A 24,991-nucleotide genomic window follows, 5' to 3' on the forward strand; every position below is an offset into this window, starting at 1 on the left:
ATCGTTTACCCTTCAAACTGCCGTTTTCTTCTCACGACGTGAATACGAAAGTGCGTTGGATATTCTCGATTCTGGCGTTGTAGAGCCTCGCCATTTAATCACCGAGACCGTGCCACTTAACAATGTGCCAACCGCATTTGAAGCGTTAAAAAAGCGCACCCATCAATGCAAGGTGTTAATAAGCCATGACTAACAATAATACAGCTACCCTGCCTAACACGCCCAATAACACTCGTTATCAAATCCTTTTAGTTACTCTATTGAGCCTTAACTTTGGCATTGTATTTTTTGACAGGAATGCACTTAACTTCCTGATGCCATTTGTTCAGCCAGAGTTGGCCTTGACAAACCTACAGATAGGCCTAACAGCCTCTGCGTTATCAGTCACCTGGGCAATATCTGGTTTAATATTTGGTGCAATGTCTGATCGAAGTGGCCGAAGAAAGATATTTTTGATCATGGCGACGATTGTGTTCTCTCTCTGCTCTTTTTTATCAGGTCTTGCCACCTCATTCTTATTGCTTCTCGGTGCTAGATTGCTTATGGGTGTTGCAGAAGGCCCTATCCTGCCTATATCGCAATCAGTAACGGCAATAGAAGTTACTCCTGAAAGGCGGGGCATTGCTATGGGGATCATGCAGAACTTCGGGTCAAATTTATTGGGTTCTTTTGCTGCGCCGGTTGTCCTTGTGGCTGTTGCTTCTGCTTTTGGCTGGCGAGAGGCGTTTTTCCTTGCAGGGCTTCCAGGTCTTCTAGCCGCTGGACTCCTCTGGTGGTTAATGCGTGAACCGACAGCATCTTCAGTACCTATCGCAACGGGTGTGAATCAGTCCTGTCAGCGCCCAAGTCTCAAAGAGGTCTTCGCTCATCGAAATATGCTGCTATGTTCGCTTATTGCGGTGTTATTGATTGGATACTTAGTAACTTGCTGGTCTTTCATGCCAATTTACCTAACCAGTGTACGTGGTTATTCTGCTGAAACCATGGGGTGGCTGATGGGAACTTTAGGCATCTCGGCAGCGGTCGGAAGCTTCGTCGTCAGCGGTATCTCTGACAAAATTGGTCGTAAGCCAGTAATGGTAATTACCCCATTTATGGGGCTCATCCTCACCTTAAGCGCCATGTATTTTGATGGCTCGGCTATTATTCTGGCAGTGTTGTTTTTCTTTGGTTGGGCATTGAACGGCATCTTTCCGCTTTTTATGGCCACCGTTCCCTCTGAAACCGTCGATTCGCGCCATATTGCAACAGCCCTGGGTTTTGTAATGGGTATTGGTGAGATATTGGGAGGTGGGGTTCTACCGGCGCTAGCAGGCGCTGCGGCAGATAGTGTTGGCCAATCCGCACCGTTGTGGTTAATGAGCGCTATTTGTGTGATTGCTGGAGTCCTGGCTTTGGGGCTCAAAGAGACCGCACCAGCAGTTCTGGTTAAGCGTGCTCAGGCGCCTGATGTTTCGGCATCTTTCAGCAGTTAGTCGCTAAATACCGATAATCACACAAGAAGCTCAGCTTTCGGGCCAAATGTGTCGGGTATAAAGCGAATAGCGAGCTATTTAACGAAAGTGATCAAATTAAGTTGGCCGACAGGCCAGAATTTTTCACTGAGTGGCCGCCTTAAACGATGTTTGGCTAATCTCCGCTCGCTGGCTTCTAAGGTACAGTCAGCGAGCCGCACAGCCGTCCAAATTAACTAGCCACTTTGGCTAATAATTTAAGTTTTTTGAGTAGCATATAGCCCGCAAGGACTTTTCTGCCTGCCGCCATTGCTCCACCTGGGTGGCGCATCAGCTTGAATGCAGCAAAGCCGCCAATGGCGTAAAGCGGCAGCTTGAAGCTTTGCCAGTTTCTATCCAGTGGTGAGGCGGCTTGCTGTAAAAATTCGCTATCGACCAAAATATCCACGCGCTGCTGCTCTAGCTCGGCTAACAAAAGCGCTTTGCGTTCAGCGCGGCTGAGCGGTTTGGTTGGTGGCTTAGCGGTGTCTGCGGATGGTTTCATCACTTGGCTCCTCAAGCAGTGCTCGATCAGCAGCAAGCTGTTTGAGTGTTTCTTTTAACAGAGAGTGTTGCTTGGACTGGCGAATCGCAATAACCGCGAGTAGCAAACTGGCGCCGATCAGCACACCTGCACTGATGGCAATGGCGGTTAAGCGATAGGTATCCCAGAATATAACCACTACCAGTGCCGTCAAAGTGGCAATACCCAACAAGAGCAGCAGTAAGCTAGCTCCTGCCAGAAGAAGTAGAACCAGTAAGCGAGCACGCTCCTCTTCTAACTCAAACACCGCCAAACGCAGGCGGGTTTCGCTATTCGCAATCAGCGATTTCAGCAAGCGTTTGGCGGCAGAGAAGACGCGTTGGGTGGGGCCCAAAGCCATTAGCGACGACCGAGCAGCATACCCACAACCATACCTACTGCGGCACCAATGCCAATACTTGTCCAGGGGTTTTCATGGACGTAGCGATCACACGCATCGGCCTGATGAGTCAGCGAGTCGCGGGTTTCGTCATAAATACGCTCGCCACGAGCTTCAAGACGTGCACGAGTGTCTTTCAAACGACGTTCGGCGCGAGTACGTAGATCGTTCATCTCTCCGCTGGCATCTTTAGCGGTCGCATTGACCAGCTCTTCAACGGTTTCACTCAAGTGGCGCAGATCATCTTTGAGTTGATCGGCTTGAGTAGAGTAGGTGGGTTGACGTTTAGCCATGGAGTCTTCCTTTGACGAGTGAATGATTGGGCTACTAACTATTAGTTACTGTATTTTTGCTGCTGACTACAAGCATAGCAGTCAGCTAGTAACAGACAAGCAAATGCGTCTATCGGTTCAGCCCTGTCGCACTAAATAAGGGATTTAAACTAAACCCAAGGCTCAAGCGGTGCACGCGATGATCATAATCGATCATGCTTTCACCATATCCGTAGTAGTACTGTACATGCGCTCGCAAGCTGTTGAAAGCGGGCCAGCTGTAATCAATCTGGGTGCCGATATTGCCAGCGCTGGGATTGCCGCGTAACTGACCGCTCACTTCATGGTTATTATTGAGACGCTTGGCGAGGCGAATATCGCCGTATCCCATGTAGCGTTCGATATCCGGGTTGTCGTCATCCTCTGAGGATTCCGGTACCCGCCAGTGGGGTGCCAGGGTGAACGCCCAGTCGCCGCGCTGGAAGGTGCTTTCAAGGTATACCCGGTTCCAACTGCGCGAGAGAGGATCTGAGCGACCATTAGACTGGTGATTGAGAGATACTCGGTTGCGGGTATTCACCCAGCCAAGCGCTTCCCAGGCATTGTCAAAGTCGATAAACACTTCCGGCTCGTAGTTGGTTTCCCTAAAGGGTGATGAGGCGTCGGTATTATAAGCCTGCCACCAACTGCGCTGGGTGTAGCCAAAGTAGACGTCGCCGTAGTTACCGAATACCTGTTCAGCCAGATTAACCTTGGCACTGAACTGGAATTTTAACTCCACGCGATCTGCGGGGGTGCCGTTAGCCACCGTGCGGAAACTTTCACGATTTTGGTTAGCATTGTAACTAACAGGGAACAGATAGTTGGTGCGGTGGGTGGTGATTGAAAACGGATTCCGGGTTGATTCCTGCTCAAGTTCACGGCGATCGCTTAAATCTTCCCTTGCAGCCTCTTCAGGCAACTGTTCAAACGGTATGTCTAGCGCGGCGTCTTCGGGGTTTTCTATCTGCTGCAACTGTTGATGCAGATCATACAGTTCAGCATTGAGGGCACGGATACGCGCCTCAATCTCTTGCTGAGACTCGGCAACGGCATTCACACTAAACGTAGCAAGGCTCAGCAGAACAATAAGTTTCGTCAACGGCAATTTTCGGGTGACCATCAAGGTGACTCGCAAAATGAAGGAATAAGTAAACGCCAAGCTTGTTTCTATCACGCCGCCTGTGGAAGTCAACACCTCTGATTGCGCTGACCATCAGAACGCCTGACAATAACCTCATTCTCCGTCTCTGCGGAGCATTTGATGTCAGCGAGGCTCTAAGTAACGTGTTGATACGTAACGTGGTGAGATGCGCCTGTAAGTGGAGTATAACCTGTTTGTTGCTGCTGCTTGTCATGAGCAGTGTCGCTATTAATCCAGCCTACGCTGCGCTTCAGACCAATATGCTGGAGCGGGTGCCCGAGCAGACTGAATTGGCATCAAGGCTTGCTCAGTTAGAAGCCCTTGAAGAACCCTTGACCGCCCAGCAGGCCAACGATAAAGAGGCCCTGGAAGCGGCCCTCGAAGCTTATGAGCGGCTGGCTTCTGTTGACGAGCGTCTTGCCGCGCTAGATACCCGGGTAGAACAAGCCCCTGAAATGTTAGCACGCCTGCAGCGCGAGTTGAGCGAAGCGGAAGAAGCTTCGCAGCAGCTAACGGTTGCCGACTTGAGCGACCGCCCACTCGACGAGCTGGAAACGTTGCAAACTAACGCCGTGGTCGAGCTGCAGCAGTTGCAAAGCCAATTGGCGGAAGTGAACTCGCAACTGTTAGCCGCTCAAACACTCCCTGAGCGGGCCCAGCAATCCATTGCGGAAACCCTTCAGCGCGCGGAAAGTTTACGCCGACAGCACGATGAGCGCGAGGCTTTGCTGGCGGATCGTCAACTTTCTGCCCTTAGCGATGCGCAACTGATCCAATTACGCCTTGAACGGGCGCTGGCCGAACGCGAAGTAAGCTTTTATCAGCGCGAGCTAAGCGCTAACAGCCGCCTGCGCGAATTAGCTCAGGAGCGGCGCGATGTGCTGATGCTGCAGGTCGATTATCAAGAGCAGCAGCTAACGATGTTACAAGGGGTGATTGATCGGCAGCGTCGGTTGGCCTCTGAACAAGCCATTGCCGACGCTGCCAGGGATAACCCGCTGATCGCCGCGGGACATCCGGTGGTGGTGCAAGCGCAGCAAACCAACCAGACCCTAAGCCTGGAGCTGCTACGGGCAACCGACCGTGCTAATACTGTTGTGCGTGACAATATTGAAGCCCAGCGGCAGTTGGAGAACGTGCGTCAGCTACAGCGTAGCCTTAATGAGCAAATCGAGGCTATTCGCGGCAGTCAACTGCTGTCGCGGATTCTGCGCGAACAGCGCAAGTCGCTGCCTCCGTTGTCTGCGCCCCGGGATTTGCAGGACGAAATTGCCGACCTGCGCTTAAAGCAGTTTGATTTAGTCCGCCAGCGCGATCAGCTACGCCAAAGCGAACAGTATGCTGCTACGCGGTTGTCCGAGGAGGGCATAGAGGCGACGCCGGGACTGATCGATTCCCTTTCGCAGCTTTATCAATCCCGCCGTGAGCTGGTCGAGCAGTTGGAACAGTCTTACGGCAGCTTATTAAGTGCGGCGATTGAGCTTCAGCTCAACCAGCAGCAGCTGGTCACAACGACCAGTGAGCTGCGTAAAACCATTGATGAGCAGCTGTTTTGGGTTGCTAATAGTCGCCCTTTAGATATCAATTGGCTGCGTCAATTGCCCCGCAACCTCCAGCTGGAGTGGCAGGAAGGGGAGTGGCGAGCCATTTTACCCACTCGCTGGAAAGGGCTCTCTTGGGAGGTGCTCAGAGGGGCGCCCCTGATGGTATTAAGCCTGGTATTAATCGGGTCACGACGCCAGATTAAAGCCCGATTGGATAAACTGCACTCGCAGATTGGTCGGTTAAAAAGCGATACCCAGCTGCATACCCCCAAAGCGGTGCTGCTGAATGCGCTGCTAGCGCTCTCCGGCCCGCTGGCCTTGGCGGGGGTTGGGGTTGGGCTCTTGGGGGCAACTGGGCCATTGGCTAATAGCGTTGCCCCTGCGCTGCTTCAGTTGGCGTTAAGTTGGGCGGTGGTCGCCTGGGGCCGCAGGCTATTGGTCGCCGATGGCGTGGCCGAGCGCCACTTTACCTGGTCTGCGCACTACAACGCTCGGTTACGCCAGCTGTTAGGTGGGCTCGGCATTTCCTTGGTGCCTGTCATAGCCATTGCGGCGATGTCTGGAGAGATGGAAACCCCGCTGGCACTGCGTCCCGTTGCGTTGGGGTTGCTGTCGCTTGGGTTGTTGGCGATGAGCTGGTGGCTGGCGCAGTTGATACTGGCGCATATCCCTATTTTTGGCGTGCGCCTGTTTCGCTTGCTGTTGGGGCTTGCGATGGCCTCGGTGCCGCTGATGCTGTTGGGATTGGTAGTTTGGGGCTACGAATACACCGCGTTGCACCTAGTGGGGCGATTCGCGATCACGCTTTACTTGCTGGGGTTATGGGTTGTGGTGGAGGCGACCTTGGTAAGAAGCCTTGCGGTGGCTGCAAGGCGGCTTGCCTATCGCCGTGCTCTGGCGCGCCGTCGTGCTCAGGTGCAGGAAGGGGCGGAAGGTGGTCTCGAAGTCGTGGAAGAGCCGCCGCTGGATATGGAGCAGATCAATAACCAGTCGCTGCGGCTTTCCAAGTTGATTGTCTTGATCGGCTTCAGTGCGCTGCTTTATTTGGTCTGGTCAGACTTGCTCTCGGTGCTCGGCTATTTGGACAACGTGTCATTGTGGGAGGCGCAAGAAGGGGATCTGGTCGATAACGCTCTATCGATATCCGACGTCTTTGCTGCACTGCTGATTGTCGCTATTACCTTTATCATGGCAGGCAATCTACCCGGCCTGTTAGAAGTGATGGTGCTATCCCGGCTGTCATTGAAACAGGGCAGCGCCTATGCCATTAGCTCGCTGCTCTCCTACACCATTGTGGGTACGGGGGTTGTCATGGGGCTGTCGACCCTGGGCGTTTCCTGGGACAAGCTGCAGTGGCTGGTGGCCGCCTTGAGTGTGGGGTTGGGGTTTGGCTTGCAGGAAATTTTTGCCAACTTTATATCGGGCTTGATCATCCTGTTTGAGCGCCCGATTAGGATTGGCGATACGATTACCCTGGGAAATTTGCACGGCACCGTCAGCCGTATCCGTATCCGTGCGACCACTGTCACCGATTTCGACCGTAAAGAGATTATTATCCCCAATAAAACCTTTGTGACTGACCAACTGATCAACTGGTCATTGTCGGATAATATCACCCGTGTTGTGCTCACCTACGGTGTGGCCCACGGCTCCGATATGGCCAAGGTGCACCAGCTATTACGTAAGGTGGCGGACGAAAACCCCCGCGTGCTAACCGACCCAGAACCTCAGGTTTTCTGTTTAAGCTATGGACAGCACAGCCTCAATTTTGAACTGCGTATTTTCGTCAATGATCTGCTCGACCGGCTGTTTGCTGCCGATGAAATCAACTGCCGTATAGATGCGCTGTTTCGCGAAGCGGGTATACGCGTGGCGTTTGAGCAGATGGATGTGTGGCTACACCCTGAGCAAGGCGACGAGGTTAAAGTGCAGTCGGCGAATCAGTTGCCCCCTGCGTCTACGTAATGCACTTTAAGCTCTCTTTTTTAAGGCTCTTTTACTGCATGCAGGAGAAATTCTCGGTTGCCGTCGCCACCGGTGATCGGGCTCTCCTGCCAATGTTGAATGGTAAGTCCGCAGGCGTCGCAACTGCGACGAATGTTGGCCTCCACTTCTGCAAAGCGTTTAGCGTCGCGTACCACGCCACGTTTATCCAGGGCGCCAGGGCTTAGCTCAAACTGCGGTTTCACCAGCGAAATCAACTGACCGCCCGCTGGCAGCAGGGCAGCAATCTCGGGCAGAATCAGCGTTTGCGATATAAACGACACATCCATGATGGCGCTATCAATGGGGAAAGCAGCAAGCGCGCTATTGAGGGCTTCGCTACTACTCATTGAGCGCGCATTTATCCCCTCTAGACAGGTGACGCGTGGGTCGCTGCGCAACTCAGGTGCAAGCTGTCCGTGGCCAACCTCTACACCAATCACATGGTGGGCGCCAAAGTGCAGCGCACAGTCGCTGAAGCCGCCGGTTGATTGACCAATGTCGAGCACAACAGCGTCATCAAAACGCAGCTCAAGCGCTGTGAGCACCGCCTCTAATTTCAACCCTGCTCGGGACACATAGCGCTCTTCGGGATCGTCCTCTACTTCAAACCGGGTATCGTCGGGCCATTTTTCGGATGCTTTGGTTAACGGCTTACCGTTCTCGGCAAGCCGTATCCGCCCGTGCCGAATAAGCCTTTGGGCGCGGGTACGCGAGTTGGCCAGCCCCTGGATGACCAACAATTGATCGAGTCGCATCATAGTGATTGAAAGTGTCGCTAAGCGTACTTGTTACCCTTCGTCGCGAGGCGTTTCGGGTAGCGGTGAATGGGGGAGGGTTGAGTTGGAGCCTTGATCCGCCTGTAGCTCGGTAGGTGGAAGGCGCGAGGCTCCCCAGCTCCGATGCAGGAAGTGTCTGACATTTTCCACCTCTTCGCTGGTGACGTCGGCGATGTCAACGCGCTCCAGGGGATCATAGTGGTAAATATACAGCCGCGATGCAAAGCGCTCAAAAGGCAGCGAGGCTTCGCCAAAACGTTCACCATTGCCCGATGTACTCACAATGACGCCATCGCCCCAATCCTGCCCGCTATCATTGTTGGGATTATAGAAGTAAATCCGCATAACATCAGAGGGGTCGAGAGAGGCCCGCAAAATAGTAATCGCGTGCCAGCCGATAAAACGCGCCGCGCTATCGGTGACCGCAATGCCCGCTGGCTGAGGGTGAATCAGCGGCTGGTTGCCATTGTAATAAGGGTGATAGTAAGCGAAGAAGTGGCGTATAAAGTCGTCCACATCGCTTAGTTGACCTGTGGCAACGTCGACATTGATGCGAAAGCCGCGGCCAGACCACCAGCCGTGAAATTCAGGATTCACCCAGCGGTGAGGGTCACCTTCACGGCCAATGCAGCGCCGGCCCATTTCGGCATAAATTCGATCCAAGTGCGGCACGACAATCAGCGAAACCGGGTCGAGATCGATGGGTAACTGGGTCGCCACACCTGAGAGACTCGCCATTGATGAAATGGCTTGTCCTTCAAAATGCATAATGATTTCGTCATCCCGGGCCGCCCAGGCCACCATCTGCAGCAGGTAATCTGGGTCGTTATAGGCCCACATGGAGAGCGCCCGTGCCGACTGGCAGGTAGGGTTGTTGCCCTGACCAACGCCTAGCGGTAATCCCAGCATGCAGAGCACGCCCTCAATCAAGCGTGCCCGGGGAGAAACAGTGTCGCCATAGGCCATGGAGAGTCGCGACTGTGCCCACTCTGATAGCGGTAGATTAAGCTGACGCCACATTGCCGGTGCTACCGGCGGCTGATAGAGAATGCCGCGTTCAAGCATCAGCGCCAGGCCGTAAACCGCTTGAGCGGTAGCAGGGTAAACGCCGCCACGAATTAGCGCTTGAACAAGCTCGCGGTAGCAGAGCAGGCAGTCGCGGCCGGTAGATGAAAGGCCCAGTGCTTCGGAGAGTAAGTGATCCCCCTCTTCGAGTAGATGACGCAGTAATACGGCGTGATATGGCGATACCAGGCCGGTGTCGTGCATCGCCCGGGCGAAACCGGTGGATTCAGCCTGCAAAGCAGCCTGATCCATACGTTCTAACCGATCACGGTAAACGTCGACCCCAGGGTCTTCACGACAGGCTTGAGTTGGGCCATAAAGCGAACTCACCAGGCGGTCGGCGCCCTGGCCGCTGGCGCCAAGATCAATTTCCGGGTTGGCCTGACACAGCGCAATTTGGGTGATCATCTGTTTGATCGAATCAACCTGAATAGGGCGCTGTTTTAAAATGCGCCAAATCTCATCGATCAGGCGATCAACAATGTGCTCGTAGCCGATGCGCTCGGCTAAATGCTGGAAAAGCTGGCGGGGAATAGTGGCCAGGCGCCCCTGGGTTTCCCGCTCCGCTTCGCTGGGCGGTAAAAACAGTAGCCACAAATTGATCGCCATTACCTGAGTCAGGTAATGGTGAGCATGCTCTGCGGACACCAGTGGATGCTCAAAATTGCCTTTAGCCACAGCTAGGAGCCGAAGCTCGCTTAGCGCCTCAATGACGACAACATTGGCATCCGCGCTTTTCAGCGAGAAGGTTGTCAGAGTCGGCACCAAATATTGGGGTGTTTCCCAATCGGAGCCCAAAAATACACCGGAGTCCTCAAACGCTTGCGCGCGGGTCTCCAGTGCTGCACAACCGCCGTCCTGAAGCAGTACTCGACGCGCAGTGTCCATCACACGCGGCAGCTTGGCGGGTTTTGAGAAGGCGGGCGCCTGGGTAAGCAGGCGAACGGCGTCATCAAATTTGCTCAACAATCCATTGAGCTTGCTATCTTCTTGAGAAGACGTCACTTGATCTGTCTCCACGGTGACTCCTTATCCCAGCGTTAGCGGGGATTATACATAGAAGTCGAGGTCTTCTTGGCGTTTTAGCAGATCGCGAATCGTATGCGCATCCTCGCCTTTGAAGTAGACCAGACCCCAATGGGTACCAAACGCGGTGCGTTTAGTAACGGTTTCTTCTACTGGTGAGGTTAGCTCATGAGACTCGAAGTAGGGGTGATCTTCGGTCTCTTCGGGAATTTCCAAGCGGCTGACCACACGACGGCGGGGGTAAACGCCAAAGCAACCGGCAAAGCCATCGGCATCGACCACTTCTTTCGGAAAGAACGTGGCCACTTCTTCTTTCGTGGTTTTCGGGTCGAACACCAGCATGGAAGCCTGGTAAGCATTGAAGCCGTAAACACGCTCTAGCAGCTCGAATACCTTAAAGCCGGGCGGACGGTAAGCTACTTCGCCAAAGTACATCTCACCATCGCTGGTGACAAAGTATTCCGGATGGATCAAGCCAAACTCAATGTCGAACGCTTTAATTAACTTCTCGATCTGTTGGGTGATCTGCTCGCGGTAAATCTCAAGTTCAGGCGATGCGGGCACAAACACTGAGTAACCCAGCGTCACGTACTCTGAGATGTTCAAGAAAGCGATTTTGCCATCGTGAACCCATGCTTCAACGGCAAATTCCCAGCCATCCAGGTGCGATTCCATCAGTACCGGGAACTCTTCTTCCGGGATGGTATCGACTTCATCTGGCGTACGAATGACGCGGTGACCAAGACAGCCTGCTTTATCAAACGCTTTAAGGTGAATCGGGTCGTTGGGGTCGCCGTCCAGCTTAAGCAGTGTCTGGTTAACGCGCTTTAGGAAGCGCACGACATCTTCTTTATCGTGGGCTTCTTCAAAAATACCCACACGGATGCCGCCGAGTTGGGCGCGACGCTTCATCAACGCTTTATCGCGTAGCAGCAACGACTGACCGTAAAGGCGCGGGTTATCCAGTAGCACAGAGTTGATGGCCCCGGCCCATTCAACGGTCTCTTCGTAGAGCGGAATGGCGACATCGACGCCTTTCTCTTTAAGCGTCTCGGCAATTTCCATTGAGCGGTCATTGAGTCGCTCGAAATTCCAAGGCACGTAGGGAATGTCGTGTTTTTGGCAATACTCTTCCGCCCAATCAGGTGCAACGACAATGTAGCGACGGTCATAATTTTCGGCCGCTTCAATCGCATTGAGGCTCCAGCCTAACAGAGCGATATAGCCCTTATTTGGATCCTTCTGCATGTTGATGACTCCTACTTGGTGAAAAAATATTATTGCTAAACCACGCTAGCTACCATACATGAGAGGCGCATGCCCGGCTAATGAGCGCTTTGTCCGTCGTATTAACGCTAAGCTTGCTAAGGGTTAAGCCTAAAGGCGCGGCGATGGGAATATGGTAAGCTAGGCGGTTCAACTTTTAATGTACGAATGGCAAGAGGATTAGGCCAAGATGGCGGCCAAGCCGATCTACCGTGTGGTGGTCCACCAGCAGGGTGAAATTTGGGATTTATACGTCCGAGAAATCTTTCAAAGCGAACTCTGGGGCTTTATTGAAGTCGAGGAGTTTGTCTTTGACGATGCTTCACGGGTAGTGGTTGACCCTGCAACTGAAAAATTGCAACGAACCTTCGATGGCGTCAAGCGTAGCTACCTACCGTTAAATGCGATTGTGCGCATTGATGAAGTAGAGCGCGAAGGACCATTGAAAGCGGTCAAAACCGATACTCGGGTAGCGGAGTTCCCCCGTCCCTTTCCGTTGCCCCCGCGCGGAGAAGGGTAAGCGTATGAGACAAGCGCACCGCTAAGTTAGGCGATAAGCGCTGTTGGCTTCGTCCGCCTTGCAGCGTTTTTAATCAGGACATGATGTCATGCTAGTAAATAGAACTCGTTATCGAAATTACGCCGCTGCGGCTGGCATTTTACTCAGTGTTACCAGCCTCAATGCCACTGCCCAATCTGCTAACCAAGCCTGGGTGACCGATGAACTGAGCACCTATGTGCGCAGCGGCCCAACTGATGGTTACCGCATTATTGGCACGCTCAACGCAGGTGAGCAGGTAGAGGTGCTGGAAACCAGCGGTGACTACACCCGAGTGCGCAACAGTGATGGCAATGCGGTCTGGGTGTTGAGCAATGAGCTTCAAGAAACACCCAGTGCGGTTGAACAGCTACCTGCGTTAGAAGCCCAGGTAGAGGAACTCACCGCCGAGCTTGAGGGTATCAATGAAACCTGGGAACAGCGTACGGCCTCAATGACTGAGACTCTAGAGTTGCGTGAGCGTCGCATTGCCGAGCTTGAGGCCAGCAACCAAGAGCTGGATGCGCAAGCGGAGCAGTCCCGCCGGCAAGTTAGGGCGCTCCAAGCGCGGCTGGAAACCCAGGAAGAAGACCTGCTGATGCGTTACTTCATGTATGGCGGCGGTGTGGCTGGCGCAGGTTTGTTGGTGGGACTGATTGTGCCGCACCTACCGCGGCGGCGTAAAAAGCGTGACCGCTGGTTTTAACGGCGCGATAAGCCTCCTCTTCGCTAGTGCAATCGACTTCACGGTGGCCAAATAATGAGCGATCAATGGCGCAAGCGCTGGCAAGAAGGGCGTATAGGCTTTCACCTGCAGCAGGCACACCCGGCGTTGCTGCGTCATTGGGCGTCGCTCGGCGTTGCTAAAGGCACCAAGGTATTGGTGCCGCTGTGCGGTAAAAGCCTTGATATGCGCTGGTTGGCAGACGAGGGTTATCCCGTTCTGGGAATTGAGTTTGCCCCGGAAGCCATTGAGCAGTTTTTGGCTCAGCGCAGCACATCGGTATCCCGCTACCGTCAGGCAGATTTTACGATTTCCCGCCAAGGCAGCGTGGAGCTATGGTGCGGGGACTTTTTTCACCTGCATATCCAGCAAGCCGCCGAGATCGGGGCGTTTTATGATCGCGCCTCGCTGATAGCGTTGCCACCTGCAACAAGGCAGCGCTATGCGTTTCACCTTGCTCAGTTGGTGCCGCCTGGTGCCAAGGGGTTGCTGATTAGTTTGTCGCATCCTGAGGGCAGTGCTGGGCCGCCTTATAGCGTGCCCAACAGCGAAATCGAAAGCCTGTTCACCCCCAACTTCATACTGACGTTTCTGGAAGAGGGCAGCCCCGATGAGCGTGGCCGAACGGAAAGCGTATGGGCACTTGAACGACGCGGGCCGCGGCTCTAGGAGTAAAGAGGCGCAGCCCGAGTCAGAGGTGTTTCTATAAAGGGTAATCTTAGCGTGCGAGTAAATTGGCCAGTTCTGGATCGCTAAAGGCGCGGTTCATGCCATCGCTAAGTAGGTCGCTAAGCATCCGTGCGTTGCTGTCGGCATCGGGCTTAAGGGCGTAGCCCTGGGTACGGCGCGAGGTGTAGGTGCCCGTATAGGTAGTGCCCTTGTTTTTAGCAATAGCGTGGAAAACGCCTTCAAGACGTGCTTCATCTACCAGTGGCTGGCCGCTGTCGCCACGGGCGTAGTGCAGGCTGGCAAGTTCCAGGGTTAAGCTCGGGCGGCCTTCGGCCTGCTCGGTGGTGGGGCTAAAGCCCATATCGCGTACCGCGCGCTCAGCTTCTTCTTGGAGACGGGGAATTAACTCGTGGCTGCTCACGGTAATGTGCGCCGTCGACATACCACCACCTGCTCGATTGCCAATAATGTCGCTCTCGCGTCCATCCTGGGCAATCACAGTCACCTGCTGGCCTGAGCCAACTTGCGGCACCTGGGTACTGCGTTCAGGGCTGAGCTGTAAGTATTGGGGGCTTGCGCAACCAGCAAGCCATGCACTGGCAAGCAGTACACCCGAAATCCGTAAAAAGTGACGCCGAAGCATGGTCTTCCTCCGCTATGGCTAAAACGCCAGTATAACGCGGGTAGCGCGTTGGCGGTATGTTCTGGCGATGTGGCTTTGCTCAATCACTTCCGATGTCTCACTGTATATTGCCTTTGCACACCGTTGTGAATGCGAAAGCAGTGAAACAAGCTAGCCCGTTAGGCTGTTTTTTTGAGAATCGGGACTCACGATTAGCCAAACGGAAAGTAAAACGATCAAAGAGCCAAGTAAGAATCCGCTGGAAATTGTTTCATCAAGGATTAAAAAGCCCCATAACACCGCGAAGGGTGGCACCAAGAATGTAACGGTGAGTGACCGTAACGGCCCAATGTCGGCAATCAATCTAAAATAAAGGATATAAGCGAGGGAGGTGCATAAAAAGCCGACTGCGAACAGGCTGATCCACACATCACCTTGAAGCCAGTCGATAGTGGGGCCAGATGAAATATTCCAAAGCAAAAAAGGGCTGAGAAAAGCGGTAGCGCCTATTTGACTGCCAAACGCAACCAGCGTTGAATCCAGGCCACCCTGTTGGGTTATCCACTTGCGGGTAAGAAAGCCAGCAAAGCCGTAACCAATAGTGGCTATCATGCAGGCAGCCACGCCAATATAGATGTTGCCAACGATACTTGAGTCACCCACAGTGGTGATAACAGTGATGCCAACAATTCCTAGCGTTACGCCCAGCCATTTTTTTATAGTTAAACTCTCGCTAAAGATAAAAAAGCCAATCATGGCACCTGTTAAAGGCGTTGTCGCATTTAGAATCGCTGAATAGCCAGTAGGTAGTAGTGTTGCTGCTATGCTGTACATAAGAAATGGGATGCCTGAATTTATAGCACCCAAAATCAAAATTTTGCCTAGTTTGCCTCTGAACGCCAGGCTTTTACGTATGATAACGATGATAAAAGCCAAACCAATGAGGCCAAAAAAGACTCTAAAAAATGCTGTGTTGATTGGACCTATCGCCGGTGAGGCGATTCTCATAAAAAGGAAGCTTGCTCCCCAGATAGCGGCTAGCGACAGCAGTCGTATATAGTCTATTGCTCTCATTTTATGTCCCTTTGCAAGATTTTCTCTTAGCCTCAAGCCGCTAAGTGATGGTTGGTTTTTTTAAGTTTTTTATCTGGAGTGGTCAGGGTGTTTTTTGGTTTTTTACTCCATGGCAATGCAGTATTGGCTTTTGATAGCATCGAAAAAACCCGTTTCTTGCTCTTGTTACGTGTTTTTAAACCGGAATGTGAAGGCTTATGGTTTGAGGCGTCGGGGTTGGCTTCGTGCCACGGGGCGGCTGGCGCCGCTTTCCGCGGCTTCGGGCATTAGAGGGGTGAAAATGGATCTGTTTGAAAACGACGATATGAAGTTGATTAATCTGCTTCCAAGGGATGGTGAGGTTTACTACCACGGTAAAGTCTTGGATACAGTTACCGCCGATATGTATCTGGATAAGTGCCTAAGCGAATTAACCTGGGAGCATGATCGTGCGTTTATTTACGGCAAAGAGATCGTTACAAAGAGGAAAATAGCCTGGTATGCGGATAAGCCGGTTTCCTATACATACTCAGGATATGCAAAGATGGCGTTAGTATGGCCTGATTTTTTACGAGAGATTAAGCAGGTGGTGGAGAGCCACTGCGGGGAGATGTTTAATTCGTGTCTGGGTAATTTTTATAGCTCAGGCGATGAAGGCATGAGCTGGCACAGTGACGCCGAAAAAGACCTTGTTGAGAGTGGATCAATCGGGGCGTTGAGCCTAGGCGGCGCAAGGAAATTCTCGTTTAAACATAAGCCAACAGGGGAGAGCGTGTCGCTTAATCTAGAGCACGGCAGTCTGTTAATTATGAAAGGCACCACACAGAAAAATTGGCTACATAGCCTGCCTAAAACCAAGAAAGATGTTGAGCCACGGGTGAGCCTGACCTTTAGGCAAATGCGTTTTTGAGCTAATGCGATGAAACGTCAACGCTAGCTGCTCCATTTAGGGCAGCTAGCGCTTCAGCAGCTTTATGCCACGCGGCTTTGCTCCGTCGCTTTCGACTCAGCTTTGGGAAAGCGTCGCCAGTGGCGGGGGTGGGCGAATAAGCGTTGCCCGCGGCGTAGCGCCAAGTGCTCAAAGTCAGTATGGCGCACGGTAGCCAGCCAAGGCTGGGCGAGCCAATCCGCCTCTAGCTCCACGCGCACTTCCGCGCCCACCGGTGAGATCGCCGTGATAGTGACCGGTAGATGGCTCTCAGAGGTGGGTTGCTCGGTTAGCCGCACTTCATGGGGGCGTAGCAGCAGCTCTTCATGGCCATCGGGTAGATCCACGTGCCAATAGGCATCGCCACAGGTAAGTACGCCGTTGGTCACTTTGCCTTCCAGATGGTTCACATCGCCTAAAAACTCAAACACAAAGCGGTTTTTGGGCTCCCGGTAGAGCTCATCGGGAGTATCAATTTGCTCAATACGGCCGTTGCTCATGACTACGACGCGGTCGGAAAGCTCCAGCGCCTCTTCCTGGTCGTGGGTGACAAAGACGCTGGTGAAATTGAACTCGTCATGCAGGTGGCGCAGCCAGCGGCGTAACTCTTGGCGCACTTTGGCATCAAGTGCGCCAAAAGGCTCGTCCAACAGCAGTACTTCCGGTTCCACTGCCAAGGCGCGGGCTAGCGATACTCGCTGCTGCTGGCCGCCGGAAAGCTGAGCAGGGTAGCGGTTGGCGAGGTGCTCCAGCTTGACCATTTCAAGTAGCCTAAACACCCGGGTGCGAATCTCACCGCTGCTGGGGCGGCGTTTACGCGACAACACGGTCAGGCCAAAGGCCACGTTGTCGTAGACGCTCATATGGCGAAACAGCGCGTAGTGCTGGAAAACAAAGCCAATTCGCCGGTCGCGCACATGTACATTGGTCACGTCGCGGTCGCCAAACAAAATCTTGCTGGGTTGTGCGGTGCGGTCGGCATTTTCCAAGCCGGCAATAATCCGCAGCAGCGTCGTTTTGCCCGAGCCCGAAGGGCCAAGCAGGCCGACTAGCTCGCCTTCGTGAATATCCAGGTTGATCGGCTCTAACGCCTGGGTAGTGCCGAAGTGCTTAGCGATGTTATGTAAGTGAATGCTCATGCAAATGCCTCCCGGCGCGCTGCGCGCCATTCCAGCCCGGCCTTGGCGGCGAGCGTCAGTAGGGCAATAAAGGCGAGTAGCGCCGCGCAGGCAAACGCCCCTACGGCATTATAATCCTGATAAAGCTGCTCAAGGTGCAGTGGTAGCGTATTGGTCTTGCCGCGTATAGCGCCGGAAACCACTGAAACAGCCCCAAATTCCCCCACCGCACGGGCGTTGGTAAGGATAACGCCGTACAGCAGTGCCCAGCGGATGTTGGGCAGCGTGACGCGCCGGAAGGTCGTCCATCCGGAAGCACCAAGCGTCACGGCTGCTTCTTCTTCACGGGAGCCTTGGGCCTGCATCAACGGGATCAGTTCCCGGGCCACAAAGGGGCAGGTAACAAAAATAGTCACCATGAGGATGCCCGGCCAAGAAAACATCAGCTGAATATCATGGCCGTCCAGCCAAGTGCCGATCCAGCCGTTGCGGCCATACAGCAGCAGGTAAATCAGACCCGCGACAACGGGAGAGACCGCAAAGGGGATATCGATCAACGTTTGCAAAATGCGCCGCCCAGGAAAGCTGAAGCGCGTGACCAGCCACGCCAGGGCAACGCCAAATACCAGGCACACGGGAATGGTTAGTAGCGCAATCATCAGCGTCAGACCAATCGCGTGCAGGGTGAAGGTGTTACTGACATTCGACCAGAAAACCATAACGCCCTGGGAGAATGCCTGGGCAAAAATGGCCACCAGCGGCAGCAGTAAAAACAGTGCTGACAGCACCAGAGCGGCACTTATCAGCAGGCGCCGGATAAGCGGCGCATCACCAATTCGACGCATTATCCCTTACCTCCATGCAGACGGCGCACAAAGCGGCCCTGCCAAATATTAATGGCCAGTAGCAGCGCCAGCGAGACAAACAGCACCACTGAAGCAATCGCCGAGGCCCCCGCATAGTCATACTCTTGCAGCTTGACGAAAATCATCAGCGCGGTGATTTCCGTTTCATAAGGCATATTACCGGCGATAAAAATGATCGCTCCGAACTCGCCTAGCGAACGAACAAACGCCAGCCCAGTGCCGGTCACCAAGGCAGGCCAGATATGCGGCAAGATCACGCGGCGAAAGGCCACGCCGTCGGTAGCACCCAATGACATAGCGGCTTCATCGACTTCCACTGGCATATCTTCCAGCACCGGCTGCACTGTGCGCACTACAAACGGGATGCTGGTAAAGGCCATAGCCAGGGCGATGCCCACCCAGGTGTAAGCGACTTGAAACCCTAGCGGCTCCAGCAATCCACCCATCCAGCCGCTACTGGCATAAAGGGTTGCCAGCGTAATGCCTGCCACTGCGGTGGGTAGCGCGAAGGGGAGATCCATTAAGGCATCGAGTAAGCGCTTGCCAGGAAAGTCGTAGCGAACTAACACCCACGCCAGCAATAAGCCAAATATGGCGTTGATAATCGCTGCAACGGCTGCCGCGCCAATGGTGACCATATAGCTGGCAACCACGCGCCCTTCGGTGATGATCGCCCAGTATTCGGCAAAACTAAGCTTCGCTAACTGACCGAACAGGCCCGTAATAGGGAGCAGCAGCACCAGCGAGATAAACAGCACGCTGATACCCATAGAAAGGCCAAAACCCGGCAGCACGCGGGTGCTGCCGGTTCGCCAGGAGGCAAGTTGACTCATAGTTCAGGCTGGCTCATGAGTGAATATTAGCGGCGCTGTAACTGGTCGAGAAGGCCACCACCCTCAAAGTGGGTCTCCATGGCTTCATCCCAGCTACCAAACACTTCATCTACTTCAAGCAGTTCGGTTTCCGGGAACTGGTCGGCGAACTCTTCGACCACGGCTTCGTTATGCACTCGGTAGTTGAAGCCTGCCAGTAGGCGTTGAGTTTCTTCTGTGTAAAGGTACTCAAGATAGCTCTGGGCCAAATCGCTGTTACCGTTGCGCTCTGCGTTTTCACCAACAACGGCAACGGGGAACTCTGCCAGAATGCTAACGGGTGGCACGATGACTTCGTAGTCGTCACTGCCATACTCTTTGCGAATATTGTTGACTTCAGACTCGAAACTAATCAGTACATCGCCAATTTCACGCTCGATAAAGCTGGTGGTTGCGCCACGACCGCCGGTATCAAACACCGCTACGTTGGCTAAGAAGGTGCGCATGAACTCTTCGATTTGCTCTTCATCGCCATCGAACTCGTTCTCGGCAAAGCCCCAGGCGGCTAAGTAAGTATAACGACCATTACCCGAGGTTTTCGGGTTGGGGAAGACCATCTGTACATCTTCTTTGACTAAGTCGTCCCAGCTCTCAATTCCTTTAGGGTTGCCTTTACGTACTAGGAAGGCGGTGGTGGAGTAGTAGGGGGAGGCATTGTTCTCAAAGGCATCCTGCCAATCTTCGGCCACCAGCCCAGCATCGGCAAGTACCTGCACGTCGGTCACCTGGTTAAAGGTCACCACATCGGCACGTAGACCCTGAAGGATGGCACGGGCTTGTGCGGAAGAGCCGCCGTGAGACTGGCTAATGGCAATCTCTTCACCGTGTTCTTCCTGCCACCAGGCTTGAAACTCGGGGTTGATCGCAGCAAACAGCTCGCGAGCGATATCGTAAGATGAGTTAAGTAGCTCCCGCTCTTGGGCGGCGGCGGTTCCACTTACCGTAACGCCTAATGCAATGGCAATCAGGCTGCGGCGGAAAATTGTTGGCAGTGCCATAGAGAAACTCCTTAAAAACAGTAAGCGCTTAGTATCGCGATATTGGCAAGGTTAAATCTATCAATGTGGAATTACAATCATGCTTTATATTCTATTTAAGAATATGTGTGTGATGAGATGCGCGACGCGGATACGTGGTTCTGTTAAGCGGCTCTGATAAGATAGCAGCCTGGCTTTGCTCTCTTGCCTGCACACTCGCGGGTATATCGAGTGTCTACACTTCGTCTACTGATTGATAAGCAGGAATGGAATATGACCGCTGCGCAGGATTTCTTGATTGCCCCCTCTATTTTATCGGCTGACTTTGCCAGGCTGGGTGAGGAGGTGGATAACGTGCTGGCTGCAGGCGCGGATGTGGTGCACTTCGACGTCATGGATAATCACTATGTGCCCAACCTGACCATTGGGCCCATGGTGTGTAAGGCGCTGCGTAAGCATGGCGTCACGGCGCCCATCGACGTGCATCTAATGGTTAAACCGGTAGACCGCATGATCAGCGACTTTATTGAGGCGGGCGCCAGCTATATCACCTTTCACCCGGAAGCGTCTGAGCACGTTGATCGCTCGCTGCAGCTGATCCGTGATGGTGGCTGTAAAGCCGGCCTGGTATTTAATCCGGCCACGCCGCTCTCCTATCTCGACTATGTGATGGATAAAGTCGATATGGTGCTGCTGATGAGCGTCAACCCAGGTTTTGGTGGGCAATCCTTTATCCCCGGCACGCTGGACAAGCTGCGCGAAGCACGGGCGCGCATTGATGCCTCAAAATTTGATATGCGCTTGGAAATCGACGGTGGGGTGAAAGTGGATAACATCGCCGAGATCGCCGCAGCAGGCGCCGATACCTTTGTGGCGGGATCCGCCATTTTCAGCGCCTACCAAGCCAGCGACCCGCACGGCTATGACACGGTGATCAAGCAGATGCGAGCGGCGCTGGCCAAGTAAAAAGTCAGTGTCGAGTGTCGTTTAGTGCAATTTCATGCGCGGTTTTAAGTAACGATTAAGCTTATCGACCAGCCAGGCCAGCCCCGTCTTCGGCGCCCCATGAATAGAGAGCTGGTGCATGCGGTAGAGCGATGCATAGGCTTGGCGAGCCAGCCAGCCCTCTAAAAACAGGCCGCGGGAGGCGGAGCTGCGCATCAAATTACCTACCGCATCGTAGCGGGCCAGCGATACCAGTGAGCCGTGATCGCGGTAGCGGAAATCGGCTAGCGGTTTGCCTTCCAGTTTATTGACCAGGTTTTTGGAGAGCAGCTTAGCCTGCTGGTGAGCAGCCTGGGCGCGAGGAGGCACCGTGCCGCTTTCACCCATCGGGCAACTGGCGCAGTCGCCTAGAGCAAAAATTTTCTCATCATCGACGCTTTGTAGGGTGCTTTTTACTTCAATTTGGTTTTTCTTATTCGTTGTCAGGCCTAGCTCCGCCAAAAACGGCGGCGCTTTGATACCCGCTGCCCACACGTTGATATCGGTTTTGATCACTTCATCGTCACCGGTGATCAACTGATGCGCCTGAGCTTCTTTAACGGCGGTATCGGTATGGACGGTTACGCCCATGCTCTCAAGCTCTGTTTTGACAGTTTGGCTGACCCGCTCGGAAAGCCCTGGAAGCAAGCGCGGCGCCGCTTCCAGTAGGTGTACGCTGATTTGCTGGTGGTCAACGGACGTCACCCCATAGGCATTGAGCATGCGCGAAGCGTCAAATAATTCGGCCGCAAGCTCTACCCCTGTTGCACCGCCGCCGACGATACCAATGGTTAACTGAGTATGTTGGCGTAGGTTGGGGTCGGTATAGCGCAGAAAGGTGTTGATCATATCGCGCTGGAACGCCTTGGCCTGCTCGGGCGAATCAATAAAGTGGCAGTGCTCCGCCACGCCGGGCGTGCCGAAATCGTTGGAAACGCTGCCTATGGCCATGACCAGATAGTCATAGGCAAGCTCGCGGGCGGGTAGTACCTCTTGCCCATCTTCATCATGAATCGGCGCTAATTGCAGCGTCTGTTGCTCGCGATTAATGCCGGTTAGCGAACCGCGCTGATAACGGTAGAAGTGAGCCGATGAATGCCCGCGAAGATCCACCTCGTCCATGCTGGAGTTCAGTACACCGGTGGCCAGTTCGTGGAGCAGCGGTTTCCATACGTGGGTGGTATTGCGGTCTAGCAGCACAATTTCTGCGCGTTTGCGCTTACCCAAGGTGCGGCCTAATCGTGTGGCAAGGGCTAAGCCGCCCGCACCGGCGCCGACAATCACGATTCTGGGAGTGGGCATATCACTACCTCCTTAACTAAATTAGCCCCAGCATAGAAGGTTCTGATGCGTCTGACTAATGCGAACGTTTGCTTTGAGTAGGTAAAATGGTTTTTAAATCAAAATGGGGCAGAGCGCATTGAAAATACATCCAAGCCACTACTCAGAACGACACCCAGTGCTACAGGGAAAACGGCTAATTGCCTTCGACTTGGACGGAACGCTGATCGATTCAGTGCCCGACCTTGCCGCCGCCGTGGCACGCACGTTAAGCGAGCTGGATTTACCCGAGCCGAATGAGGCAAAGGTGCGGGATTGGGTGGGCAATGGCGCGCCGGTATTAGTGGAACGAGCTCTGACCTGGGCGTTGCAAGCCCCGCCAGAACCTAGCCTGCAACAGCGCGCCTATGATGCGTTTATGGGGCACTACGGCGCTGCACCTAATGCCCTGACAACGCTCTACCCTGGCGTAAAGCAAGCCCTAGAGGCGCTGTACCAGCAAGGTCTGACCCTGGTGCTGATTACCAATAAGCCCGAACGCTTCATTGAGCCGCTGTTAAATCACTTCGAGCTGCTGAACTATTTTACCCTATGTCTCGGCGGTGATTCTTTGGCCGAAAAGAAGCCCCACCCATTGCCGCTGCTTCACGCTGCGCACTATTGCCAAATACCGCCAACTGAATGTGTGATGGTCGGCGATTCACGTCACGATATGGCGGCTGGAAAGGCGGCAGGCTTTACTACTCTGGCGCTGCCCTATGGTTATAACCATGGGGAGCCGATAGAGAATAGCCATCCCGACCTAGTACTCAGTTCGTTAACTGAGTTGCTGTTGAACGCACCTCGACCGACAAAGGTCATTGACTAGGCTTGGTCGGTCGCTTACTCGGCCGTGGCGCCCCCTAGCGCGGTATGCATCACTTCAGCGTTATGGCGCAGCATGTCCGCGTAGTTGGCAGCGGGGCCATCTTCAGCGCTCAGCGAGTCGACATACAGCGGACCTGCTAGGGGCAGTGAAGCCTCCCGGGACAGGGCGTCCATATGGATACTAGGTGTAGTGCTTTCAAAAAACAGCGCAGGGGGGCGTTTCTCGGCAAGCTGTTCGCTGATCTTGGCCATTGCCTGGGCGCTGCCTTGGGTCTCGTGGTTAACCCCCCACACCCCTTGAGCATCAAAGGCGTAGGCGCGGGCAAAATAACCAAAACCTGCCTCACTGGTTAGTAATGTGCGGTTAGTTTGTGGAATACCTTCAAGCCGCTCTTTTACCGCTTGGTTAAGATTGTTCAGCGCCTTGCGTGCCTCATCAGCGCGGGTATAAAACGCATCGGCTTGCTCGGGTAGATGCTCGGCCAGGGTCTCAGCAATGACATCGATGTAGGCTGCAGCGCCCTCTGGATCCATCCACATATGCGGGTCTGGCTCGCCTTTATACTGCCCGGTGGAAATCGTCAGCGGCGTATAGTCGGCCTTTTTAGCCACTTCCACTAGCGTTAGCCGGTCGTCAGACATCGCCTCAACATGGCGTATCCAAGGCTCTAGTCCAAGCCCGTTATAAAACACAATATGCGTCTCTTCTAACGCCAGTACGTTGGGTGGGGTTAGCTCCCAACGGTGAACATCTTCTCCCCGTGGCACAATGACATTGACGCTGACAGTGTCACCCGCCACTCGTTTGACTAGCTCCTCCATGACTGAAAAGGAGGCAATTACGCGCAGCGTTGTGTTGGCATAAGCTGGCGCAGCGCTTATCAGCGCGACGAATAAGAGCGCCCACACCCAGGTAAACCACTTTGACATCCCACGCTCCTAACTGGCTAAAAAAACTATCGAAAAAGACGGCAGATAATAAAGACTGCGGTGGCCCGTTGCCAGTTCCACTGCAATGCGAGGCCGCAAGAAGTATTACCCAAGGGAGGATTCCCTCAAGTGAAAAGTGCCACTATGCTGAATAGTATTACACTCCTAAGCATAGCGTGCCTTATGACTGGCTGAACGGTTTCTTATTCGCGGCATCGGTGTGGCATCCCCAAAGCTGTGATTTATCGCCCATAGCGCTGGTGGTCTAAAGGGGAGGGGGCTGGTTGACACTTAACCCCTGCAAGGGAGTGCTCGGTTGCGGTATCATCACTCCATTAACGGTTTAATCTGTGGTCGAAATGACACAACGGAGTAAGTGGGGCAATGGCGCAAGCTCAGTCGGTGCATAAACAGCCATCACAGGAACAGTCAGCGCAAAAAGTGGTGATGCTGGACAATTACGACAGTTTCACGTTCAACATTGTCCAGTACCTGGGGGAGCTTGGCGCCGAAGTCATCACTCACCTCAATGACGAAATCACCATTGAGCAGATCGAAACGCTGGCGCCGACACACTTGGTGGTGTCGCCTGGGCCCTGCACGCCCAACGAGGCGGGCATATCCATGACCGCCATCAAACACTTTGCAGGCAAGCTGCCTATTTTAGGCGTTTGCCTGGGCCATCAGGCGATTGGCCAAGTGTATGGCGGCAAGGTCGTGCACGCGCCGCAGGTGATGCATGGTAAAACCTCCGCTGTGCTGCATGCTAACCAAGGCGTGTTTGAAGGGCTGGATAACCCGGTTGAGGTTACCCGCTATCACTCCCTGGTGGTCGATAAAGCGAGCCTGCCCGACTGTTTACAAATCACTGCCTGGACAGGTGATGACGACGTAACCCCCGGTTTAGTCATGGGGTTTCGTCACCGCGAGTTGGATATTGAAGGGGTGCAGTTTCACCCCGAGTCGATTCTTACCCGCCAAGGCCATGAGCTGTTGGCCAACTTTTTAAAACGCGGCTGATAGCCGGT

General features: G+C 53.8%; 24 protein-coding genes. 9 read left to right on the plus strand and 15 right to left on the minus strand.

What is annotated here, in order from left to right; all coding sequences use genetic code 11:
- Positions 1–185: 185 nt before the first annotated feature.
- On the plus strand, positions 186–1,475 hold the full coding sequence (locus tag HZS52_RS13515) for an MFS transporter (protein ID WP_190372959.1): 1,290 nt from the start codon (positions 186–188) through the stop codon (positions 1,473–1,475).
- A gap of 211 nt (positions 1,476–1,686) precedes the next feature.
- Here the strand turns inward: HZS52_RS13515 and HZS52_RS13520 are convergent, their stop codons facing one another.
- From HZS52_RS13520 to HZS52_RS13535, 4 genes are all read right to left on the minus strand, one after another.
- Positions 1,687–1,998, minus strand: coding sequence for a YqjK-like family protein (locus tag HZS52_RS13520; RefSeq protein WP_022522787.1), 312 nt, complete (start codon positions 1,996–1,998; stop codon positions 1,687–1,689).
- Positions 1,973–2,377: a phage holin family protein gene (locus HZS52_RS13525; RefSeq protein WP_022522788.1), complete on the minus strand. Its 405-nt coding sequence runs from the start codon at positions 2,375–2,377 to the stop codon at positions 1,973–1,975. The genes HZS52_RS13520 and HZS52_RS13525 overlap by 26 nt, the downstream gene beginning before the upstream one ends.
- Positions 2,377–2,709 carry an ElaB/YgaM/YqjD family protein gene (locus HZS52_RS13530; protein WP_022522789.1) on the minus strand — a complete coding sequence of 111 codons (333 nt, stop codon included), beginning with the start codon at positions 2,707–2,709 and terminating at the stop codon, positions 2,377–2,379. The genes HZS52_RS13525 and HZS52_RS13530 overlap by 1 nt, the downstream gene beginning before the upstream one ends.
- 109 nt (positions 2,710–2,818) lie before the next feature.
- A complete protein-coding gene (locus HZS52_RS13535; RefSeq protein WP_022522790.1) occupies positions 2,819–3,850 on the minus strand; it encodes a phospholipase A in 1,032 nt (343 codons plus the stop codon).
- 215 nt (positions 3,851–4,065) lie between these two features.
- On the opposite strand from HZS52_RS13535, the gene mscK reads away from it, so the two are divergent.
- A complete protein-coding gene (mscK, locus tag HZS52_RS13540) occupies positions 4,066–7,380 on the plus strand; it encodes a mechanosensitive channel MscK (RefSeq protein ID WP_423250058.1) in 3,315 nt (1,104 codons plus the stop codon).
- Positions 7,381–7,400: 20 nt separating this feature from the next.
- Here the strand turns inward: mscK and HZS52_RS13545 are convergent, their stop codons facing one another.
- From HZS52_RS13545 to HZS52_RS13555, 3 genes are read right to left on the minus strand one after another with little or no spacing between them, the layout of a single operon-like run.
- Positions 7,401–8,159, minus strand: a complete 759-nt coding sequence (locus HZS52_RS13545) for a TlyA family RNA methyltransferase (RefSeq protein ID WP_022522792.1) — start codon at positions 8,157–8,159, stop codon at positions 7,401–7,403.
- Positions 8,160–8,189: 30 nt separating this feature from the next.
- Entirely contained in the window at positions 8,190–10,262 is a 2,073-nt protein-coding gene (locus HZS52_RS13550) for a hypothetical protein (RefSeq protein ID WP_022522793.1), read from the minus strand.
- 30 nt (positions 10,263–10,292) lie between these two features.
- Complete coding sequence (locus HZS52_RS13555; protein WP_190372960.1) at positions 10,293–11,516, minus strand: ATP-grasp domain-containing protein; 1,224 nt, start codon at positions 11,514–11,516, stop codon at positions 10,293–10,295.
- Between the two features lie 208 nt (positions 11,517–11,724).
- Here HZS52_RS13555 and HZS52_RS13560 point away from each other — a divergent pair, with 208 nt between their 5' ends.
- The 3 genes from HZS52_RS13560 to HZS52_RS13570 all read left to right on the plus strand — a co-directional run bounded on the left by HZS52_RS13560 (position 11,725) and on the right by HZS52_RS13570 (position 13,465).
- A complete protein-coding gene (locus HZS52_RS13560; protein ID WP_022522794.1) occupies positions 11,725–12,054 on the plus strand; it encodes a DUF1820 family protein in 330 nt (109 codons plus the stop codon).
- A gap of 88 nt (positions 12,055–12,142) precedes the next feature.
- Complete coding sequence (locus tag HZS52_RS13565) at positions 12,143–12,778, plus strand: TIGR04211 family SH3 domain-containing protein (RefSeq protein ID WP_138800518.1); 636 nt, start codon at positions 12,143–12,145, stop codon at positions 12,776–12,778.
- A gap of 54 nt (positions 12,779–12,832) precedes the next feature.
- The gene (locus HZS52_RS13570) at positions 12,833–13,465 is read left to right on the plus strand and encodes a class I SAM-dependent methyltransferase (protein WP_141440886.1); all 633 of its coding nucleotides are present in this window, start codon (positions 12,833–12,835) and stop codon (positions 13,463–13,465) included.
- Positions 13,466–13,514: 49 nt separating this feature from the next.
- On the opposite strand, the gene HZS52_RS13575 is transcribed toward HZS52_RS13570, so the two are convergent.
- Both HZS52_RS13575 and HZS52_RS13580 read right to left on the minus strand, forming a co-directional pair.
- Complete coding sequence (locus HZS52_RS13575; protein WP_190372961.1) at positions 13,515–14,108, minus strand: YajG family lipoprotein; 594 nt, start codon at positions 14,106–14,108, stop codon at positions 13,515–13,517.
- 150 nt (positions 14,109–14,258) lie between these two features.
- Positions 14,259–15,161, minus strand: a complete 903-nt coding sequence (locus tag HZS52_RS13580) for a DMT family transporter (protein WP_027958421.1) — start codon at positions 15,159–15,161, stop codon at positions 14,259–14,261.
- A 280-nt stretch (positions 15,162–15,441) separates the two neighbouring features.
- On the opposite strand from HZS52_RS13580, the gene HZS52_RS13585 reads away from it, so the two are divergent.
- Positions 15,442–16,050 (plus strand): alpha-ketoglutarate-dependent dioxygenase AlkB family protein, encoded by a 609-nt coding sequence (locus HZS52_RS13585; RefSeq protein WP_022522800.1) that lies wholly within the window; start codon positions 15,442–15,444, stop codon positions 16,048–16,050.
- Positions 16,051–16,112: 62 nt separating this feature from the next.
- On the opposite strand, the gene HZS52_RS13590 is transcribed toward HZS52_RS13585, so the two are convergent.
- The 4 genes from HZS52_RS13590 to cysP are packed head-to-tail and all read right to left on the minus strand — an operon-like array spanning position 16,113 to position 19,922.
- Positions 16,113–17,207 carry a sulfate/molybdate ABC transporter ATP-binding protein gene (locus HZS52_RS13590; protein ID WP_190372962.1) on the minus strand — a complete coding sequence of 365 codons (1,095 nt, stop codon included), beginning with the start codon at positions 17,205–17,207 and terminating at the stop codon, positions 16,113–16,115.
- Positions 17,204–18,031 carry a sulfate ABC transporter permease subunit CysW gene (gene cysW, locus HZS52_RS13595; protein WP_022522802.1) on the minus strand — a complete coding sequence of 276 codons (828 nt, stop codon included), beginning with the start codon at positions 18,029–18,031 and terminating at the stop codon, positions 17,204–17,206. Before cysW ends, HZS52_RS13590 begins: the two co-directional genes overlap by 4 nt.
- Positions 18,031–18,885 carry a sulfate ABC transporter permease subunit CysT gene (gene cysT, locus HZS52_RS13600; RefSeq protein ID WP_190372963.1) on the minus strand — a complete coding sequence of 285 codons (855 nt, stop codon included), beginning with the start codon at positions 18,883–18,885 and terminating at the stop codon, positions 18,031–18,033. Before cysT ends, cysW begins: the two co-directional genes overlap by 1 nt.
- A gap of 26 nt (positions 18,886–18,911) precedes the next feature.
- Complete coding sequence (gene cysP / locus HZS52_RS13605; RefSeq protein ID WP_009287983.1) at positions 18,912–19,922, minus strand: thiosulfate ABC transporter substrate-binding protein CysP; 1,011 nt, start codon at positions 19,920–19,922, stop codon at positions 18,912–18,914.
- Between the two features lie 252 nt (positions 19,923–20,174).
- Between cysP and rpe the strand changes: the two genes are divergently transcribed.
- A complete protein-coding gene (gene rpe / locus HZS52_RS13610) occupies positions 20,175–20,867 on the plus strand; it encodes a ribulose-phosphate 3-epimerase (RefSeq protein WP_190372964.1) in 693 nt (230 codons plus the stop codon).
- Between the two features lie 21 nt (positions 20,868–20,888).
- Here the strand turns inward: rpe and HZS52_RS13615 are convergent, their stop codons facing one another.
- Complete coding sequence (locus HZS52_RS13615; protein ID WP_190372965.1) at positions 20,889–22,187, minus strand: NAD(P)/FAD-dependent oxidoreductase; 1,299 nt, start codon at positions 22,185–22,187, stop codon at positions 20,889–20,891.
- A 103-nt stretch (positions 22,188–22,290) separates the two neighbouring features.
- Here HZS52_RS13615 and HZS52_RS13620 point away from each other — a divergent pair, with 103 nt between their 5' ends.
- Positions 22,291–23,034: a phosphoglycolate phosphatase gene (locus tag HZS52_RS13620; RefSeq protein ID WP_009287986.1), complete on the plus strand. Its 744-nt coding sequence runs from the start codon at positions 22,291–22,293 to the stop codon at positions 23,032–23,034.
- A 14-nt stretch (positions 23,035–23,048) separates the two neighbouring features.
- Here HZS52_RS13620 and HZS52_RS13625 read toward each other — a convergent pair whose 3' ends face one another.
- Complete coding sequence (locus HZS52_RS13625; RefSeq protein WP_190372966.1) at positions 23,049–23,963, minus strand: metal ABC transporter substrate-binding protein; 915 nt, start codon at positions 23,961–23,963, stop codon at positions 23,049–23,051.
- A gap of 384 nt (positions 23,964–24,347) precedes the next feature.
- Between HZS52_RS13625 and HZS52_RS13630 the strand changes: the two genes are divergently transcribed.
- Positions 24,348–24,983 carry an anthranilate synthase component II gene (locus HZS52_RS13630; protein ID WP_190372967.1) on the plus strand — a complete coding sequence of 212 codons (636 nt, stop codon included), beginning with the start codon at positions 24,348–24,350 and terminating at the stop codon, positions 24,981–24,983.
- The last annotated feature ends 8 nt before the right edge of the window (positions 24,984–24,991 follow it).

It is taken from the genome of Vreelandella titanicae, assembly GCF_014697095.1.
Lineage (GTDB): Bacteria > Pseudomonadota > Gammaproteobacteria > Pseudomonadales > Halomonadaceae > Vreelandella > Vreelandella titanicae.

What these genes read in the sequence shown, in the direction of transcription:
- HZS52_RS13515 (WP_190372959.1), top strand. Translation starts at nt 186, where the DNA reads ATGACTAACAATAATACAGCTACCCTGCCTAACACGCCCAATAACACT.
- HZS52_RS13520 (WP_022522787.1), bottom strand. Translation starts at nt 1,998, where the DNA reads ATGAAACCATCCGCAGACACCGCTAAGCCACCAACCAAACCGCTCAGC.
- HZS52_RS13525 (WP_022522788.1), bottom strand. Translation starts at nt 2,377, where the DNA reads ATGGCTTTGGGCCCCACCCAACGCGTCTTCTCTGCCGCCAAACGCTTG.
- HZS52_RS13530 (WP_022522789.1), bottom strand. Translation starts at nt 2,709, where the DNA reads ATGGCTAAACGTCAACCCACCTACTCTACTCAAGCCGATCAACTCAAA.
- HZS52_RS13535 (WP_022522790.1), bottom strand. Translation starts at nt 3,850, where the DNA reads ATGGTCACCCGAAAATTGCCGTTGACGAAACTTATTGTTCTGCTGAGC.
- HZS52_RS13545 (WP_022522792.1), bottom strand. Translation starts at nt 8,159, where the DNA reads ATGATGCGACTCGATCAATTGTTGGTCATCCAGGGGCTGGCCAACTCG.
- HZS52_RS13555 (WP_190372960.1), bottom strand. Translation starts at nt 11,516, where the DNA reads ATGCAGAAGGATCCAAATAAGGGCTATATCGCTCTGTTAGGCTGGAGC.
- HZS52_RS13560 (WP_022522794.1), top strand. Translation starts at nt 11,725, where the DNA reads ATGGCGGCCAAGCCGATCTACCGTGTGGTGGTCCACCAGCAGGGTGAA.
- HZS52_RS13565 (WP_138800518.1), top strand. Translation starts at nt 12,143, where the DNA reads ATGCTAGTAAATAGAACTCGTTATCGAAATTACGCCGCTGCGGCTGGC.
- HZS52_RS13570 (WP_141440886.1), top strand. Translation starts at nt 12,833, where the DNA reads ATGAGCGATCAATGGCGCAAGCGCTGGCAAGAAGGGCGTATAGGCTTT.
- HZS52_RS13575 (WP_190372961.1), bottom strand. Translation starts at nt 14,108, where the DNA reads ATGCTTCGGCGTCACTTTTTACGGATTTCGGGTGTACTGCTTGCCAGT.
- HZS52_RS13580 (WP_027958421.1), bottom strand. Translation starts at nt 15,161, where the DNA reads ATGAGAGCAATAGACTATATACGACTGCTGTCGCTAGCCGCTATCTGG.
- HZS52_RS13585 (WP_022522800.1), top strand. Translation starts at nt 15,442, where the DNA reads ATGGATCTGTTTGAAAACGACGATATGAAGTTGATTAATCTGCTTCCA.
- HZS52_RS13590 (WP_190372962.1), bottom strand. Translation starts at nt 17,207, where the DNA reads ATGAGCATTCACTTACATAACATCGCTAAGCACTTCGGCACTACCCAG.
- cysW (WP_022522802.1), bottom strand. Translation starts at nt 18,031, where the DNA reads ATGCGTCGAATTGGTGATGCGCCGCTTATCCGGCGCCTGCTGATAAGT.
- cysT (WP_190372963.1), bottom strand. Translation starts at nt 18,885, where the DNA reads ATGAGTCAACTTGCCTCCTGGCGAACCGGCAGCACCCGCGTGCTGCCG.
- cysP (WP_009287983.1), bottom strand. Translation starts at nt 19,922, where the DNA reads ATGGCACTGCCAACAATTTTCCGCCGCAGCCTGATTGCCATTGCATTA.
- rpe (WP_190372964.1), top strand. Translation starts at nt 20,175, where the DNA reads ATGACCGCTGCGCAGGATTTCTTGATTGCCCCCTCTATTTTATCGGCT.
- HZS52_RS13615 (WP_190372965.1), bottom strand. Translation starts at nt 22,187, where the DNA reads ATGCCCACTCCCAGAATCGTGATTGTCGGCGCCGGTGCGGGCGGCTTA.
- HZS52_RS13620 (WP_009287986.1), top strand. Translation starts at nt 22,291, where the DNA reads ATGGGGCAGAGCGCATTGAAAATACATCCAAGCCACTACTCAGAACGA.
- HZS52_RS13625 (WP_190372966.1), bottom strand. Translation starts at nt 23,963, where the DNA reads ATGTCAAAGTGGTTTACCTGGGTGTGGGCGCTCTTATTCGTCGCGCTG.
- HZS52_RS13630 (WP_190372967.1), top strand. Translation starts at nt 24,348, where the DNA reads ATGGCGCAAGCTCAGTCGGTGCATAAACAGCCATCACAGGAACAGTCA.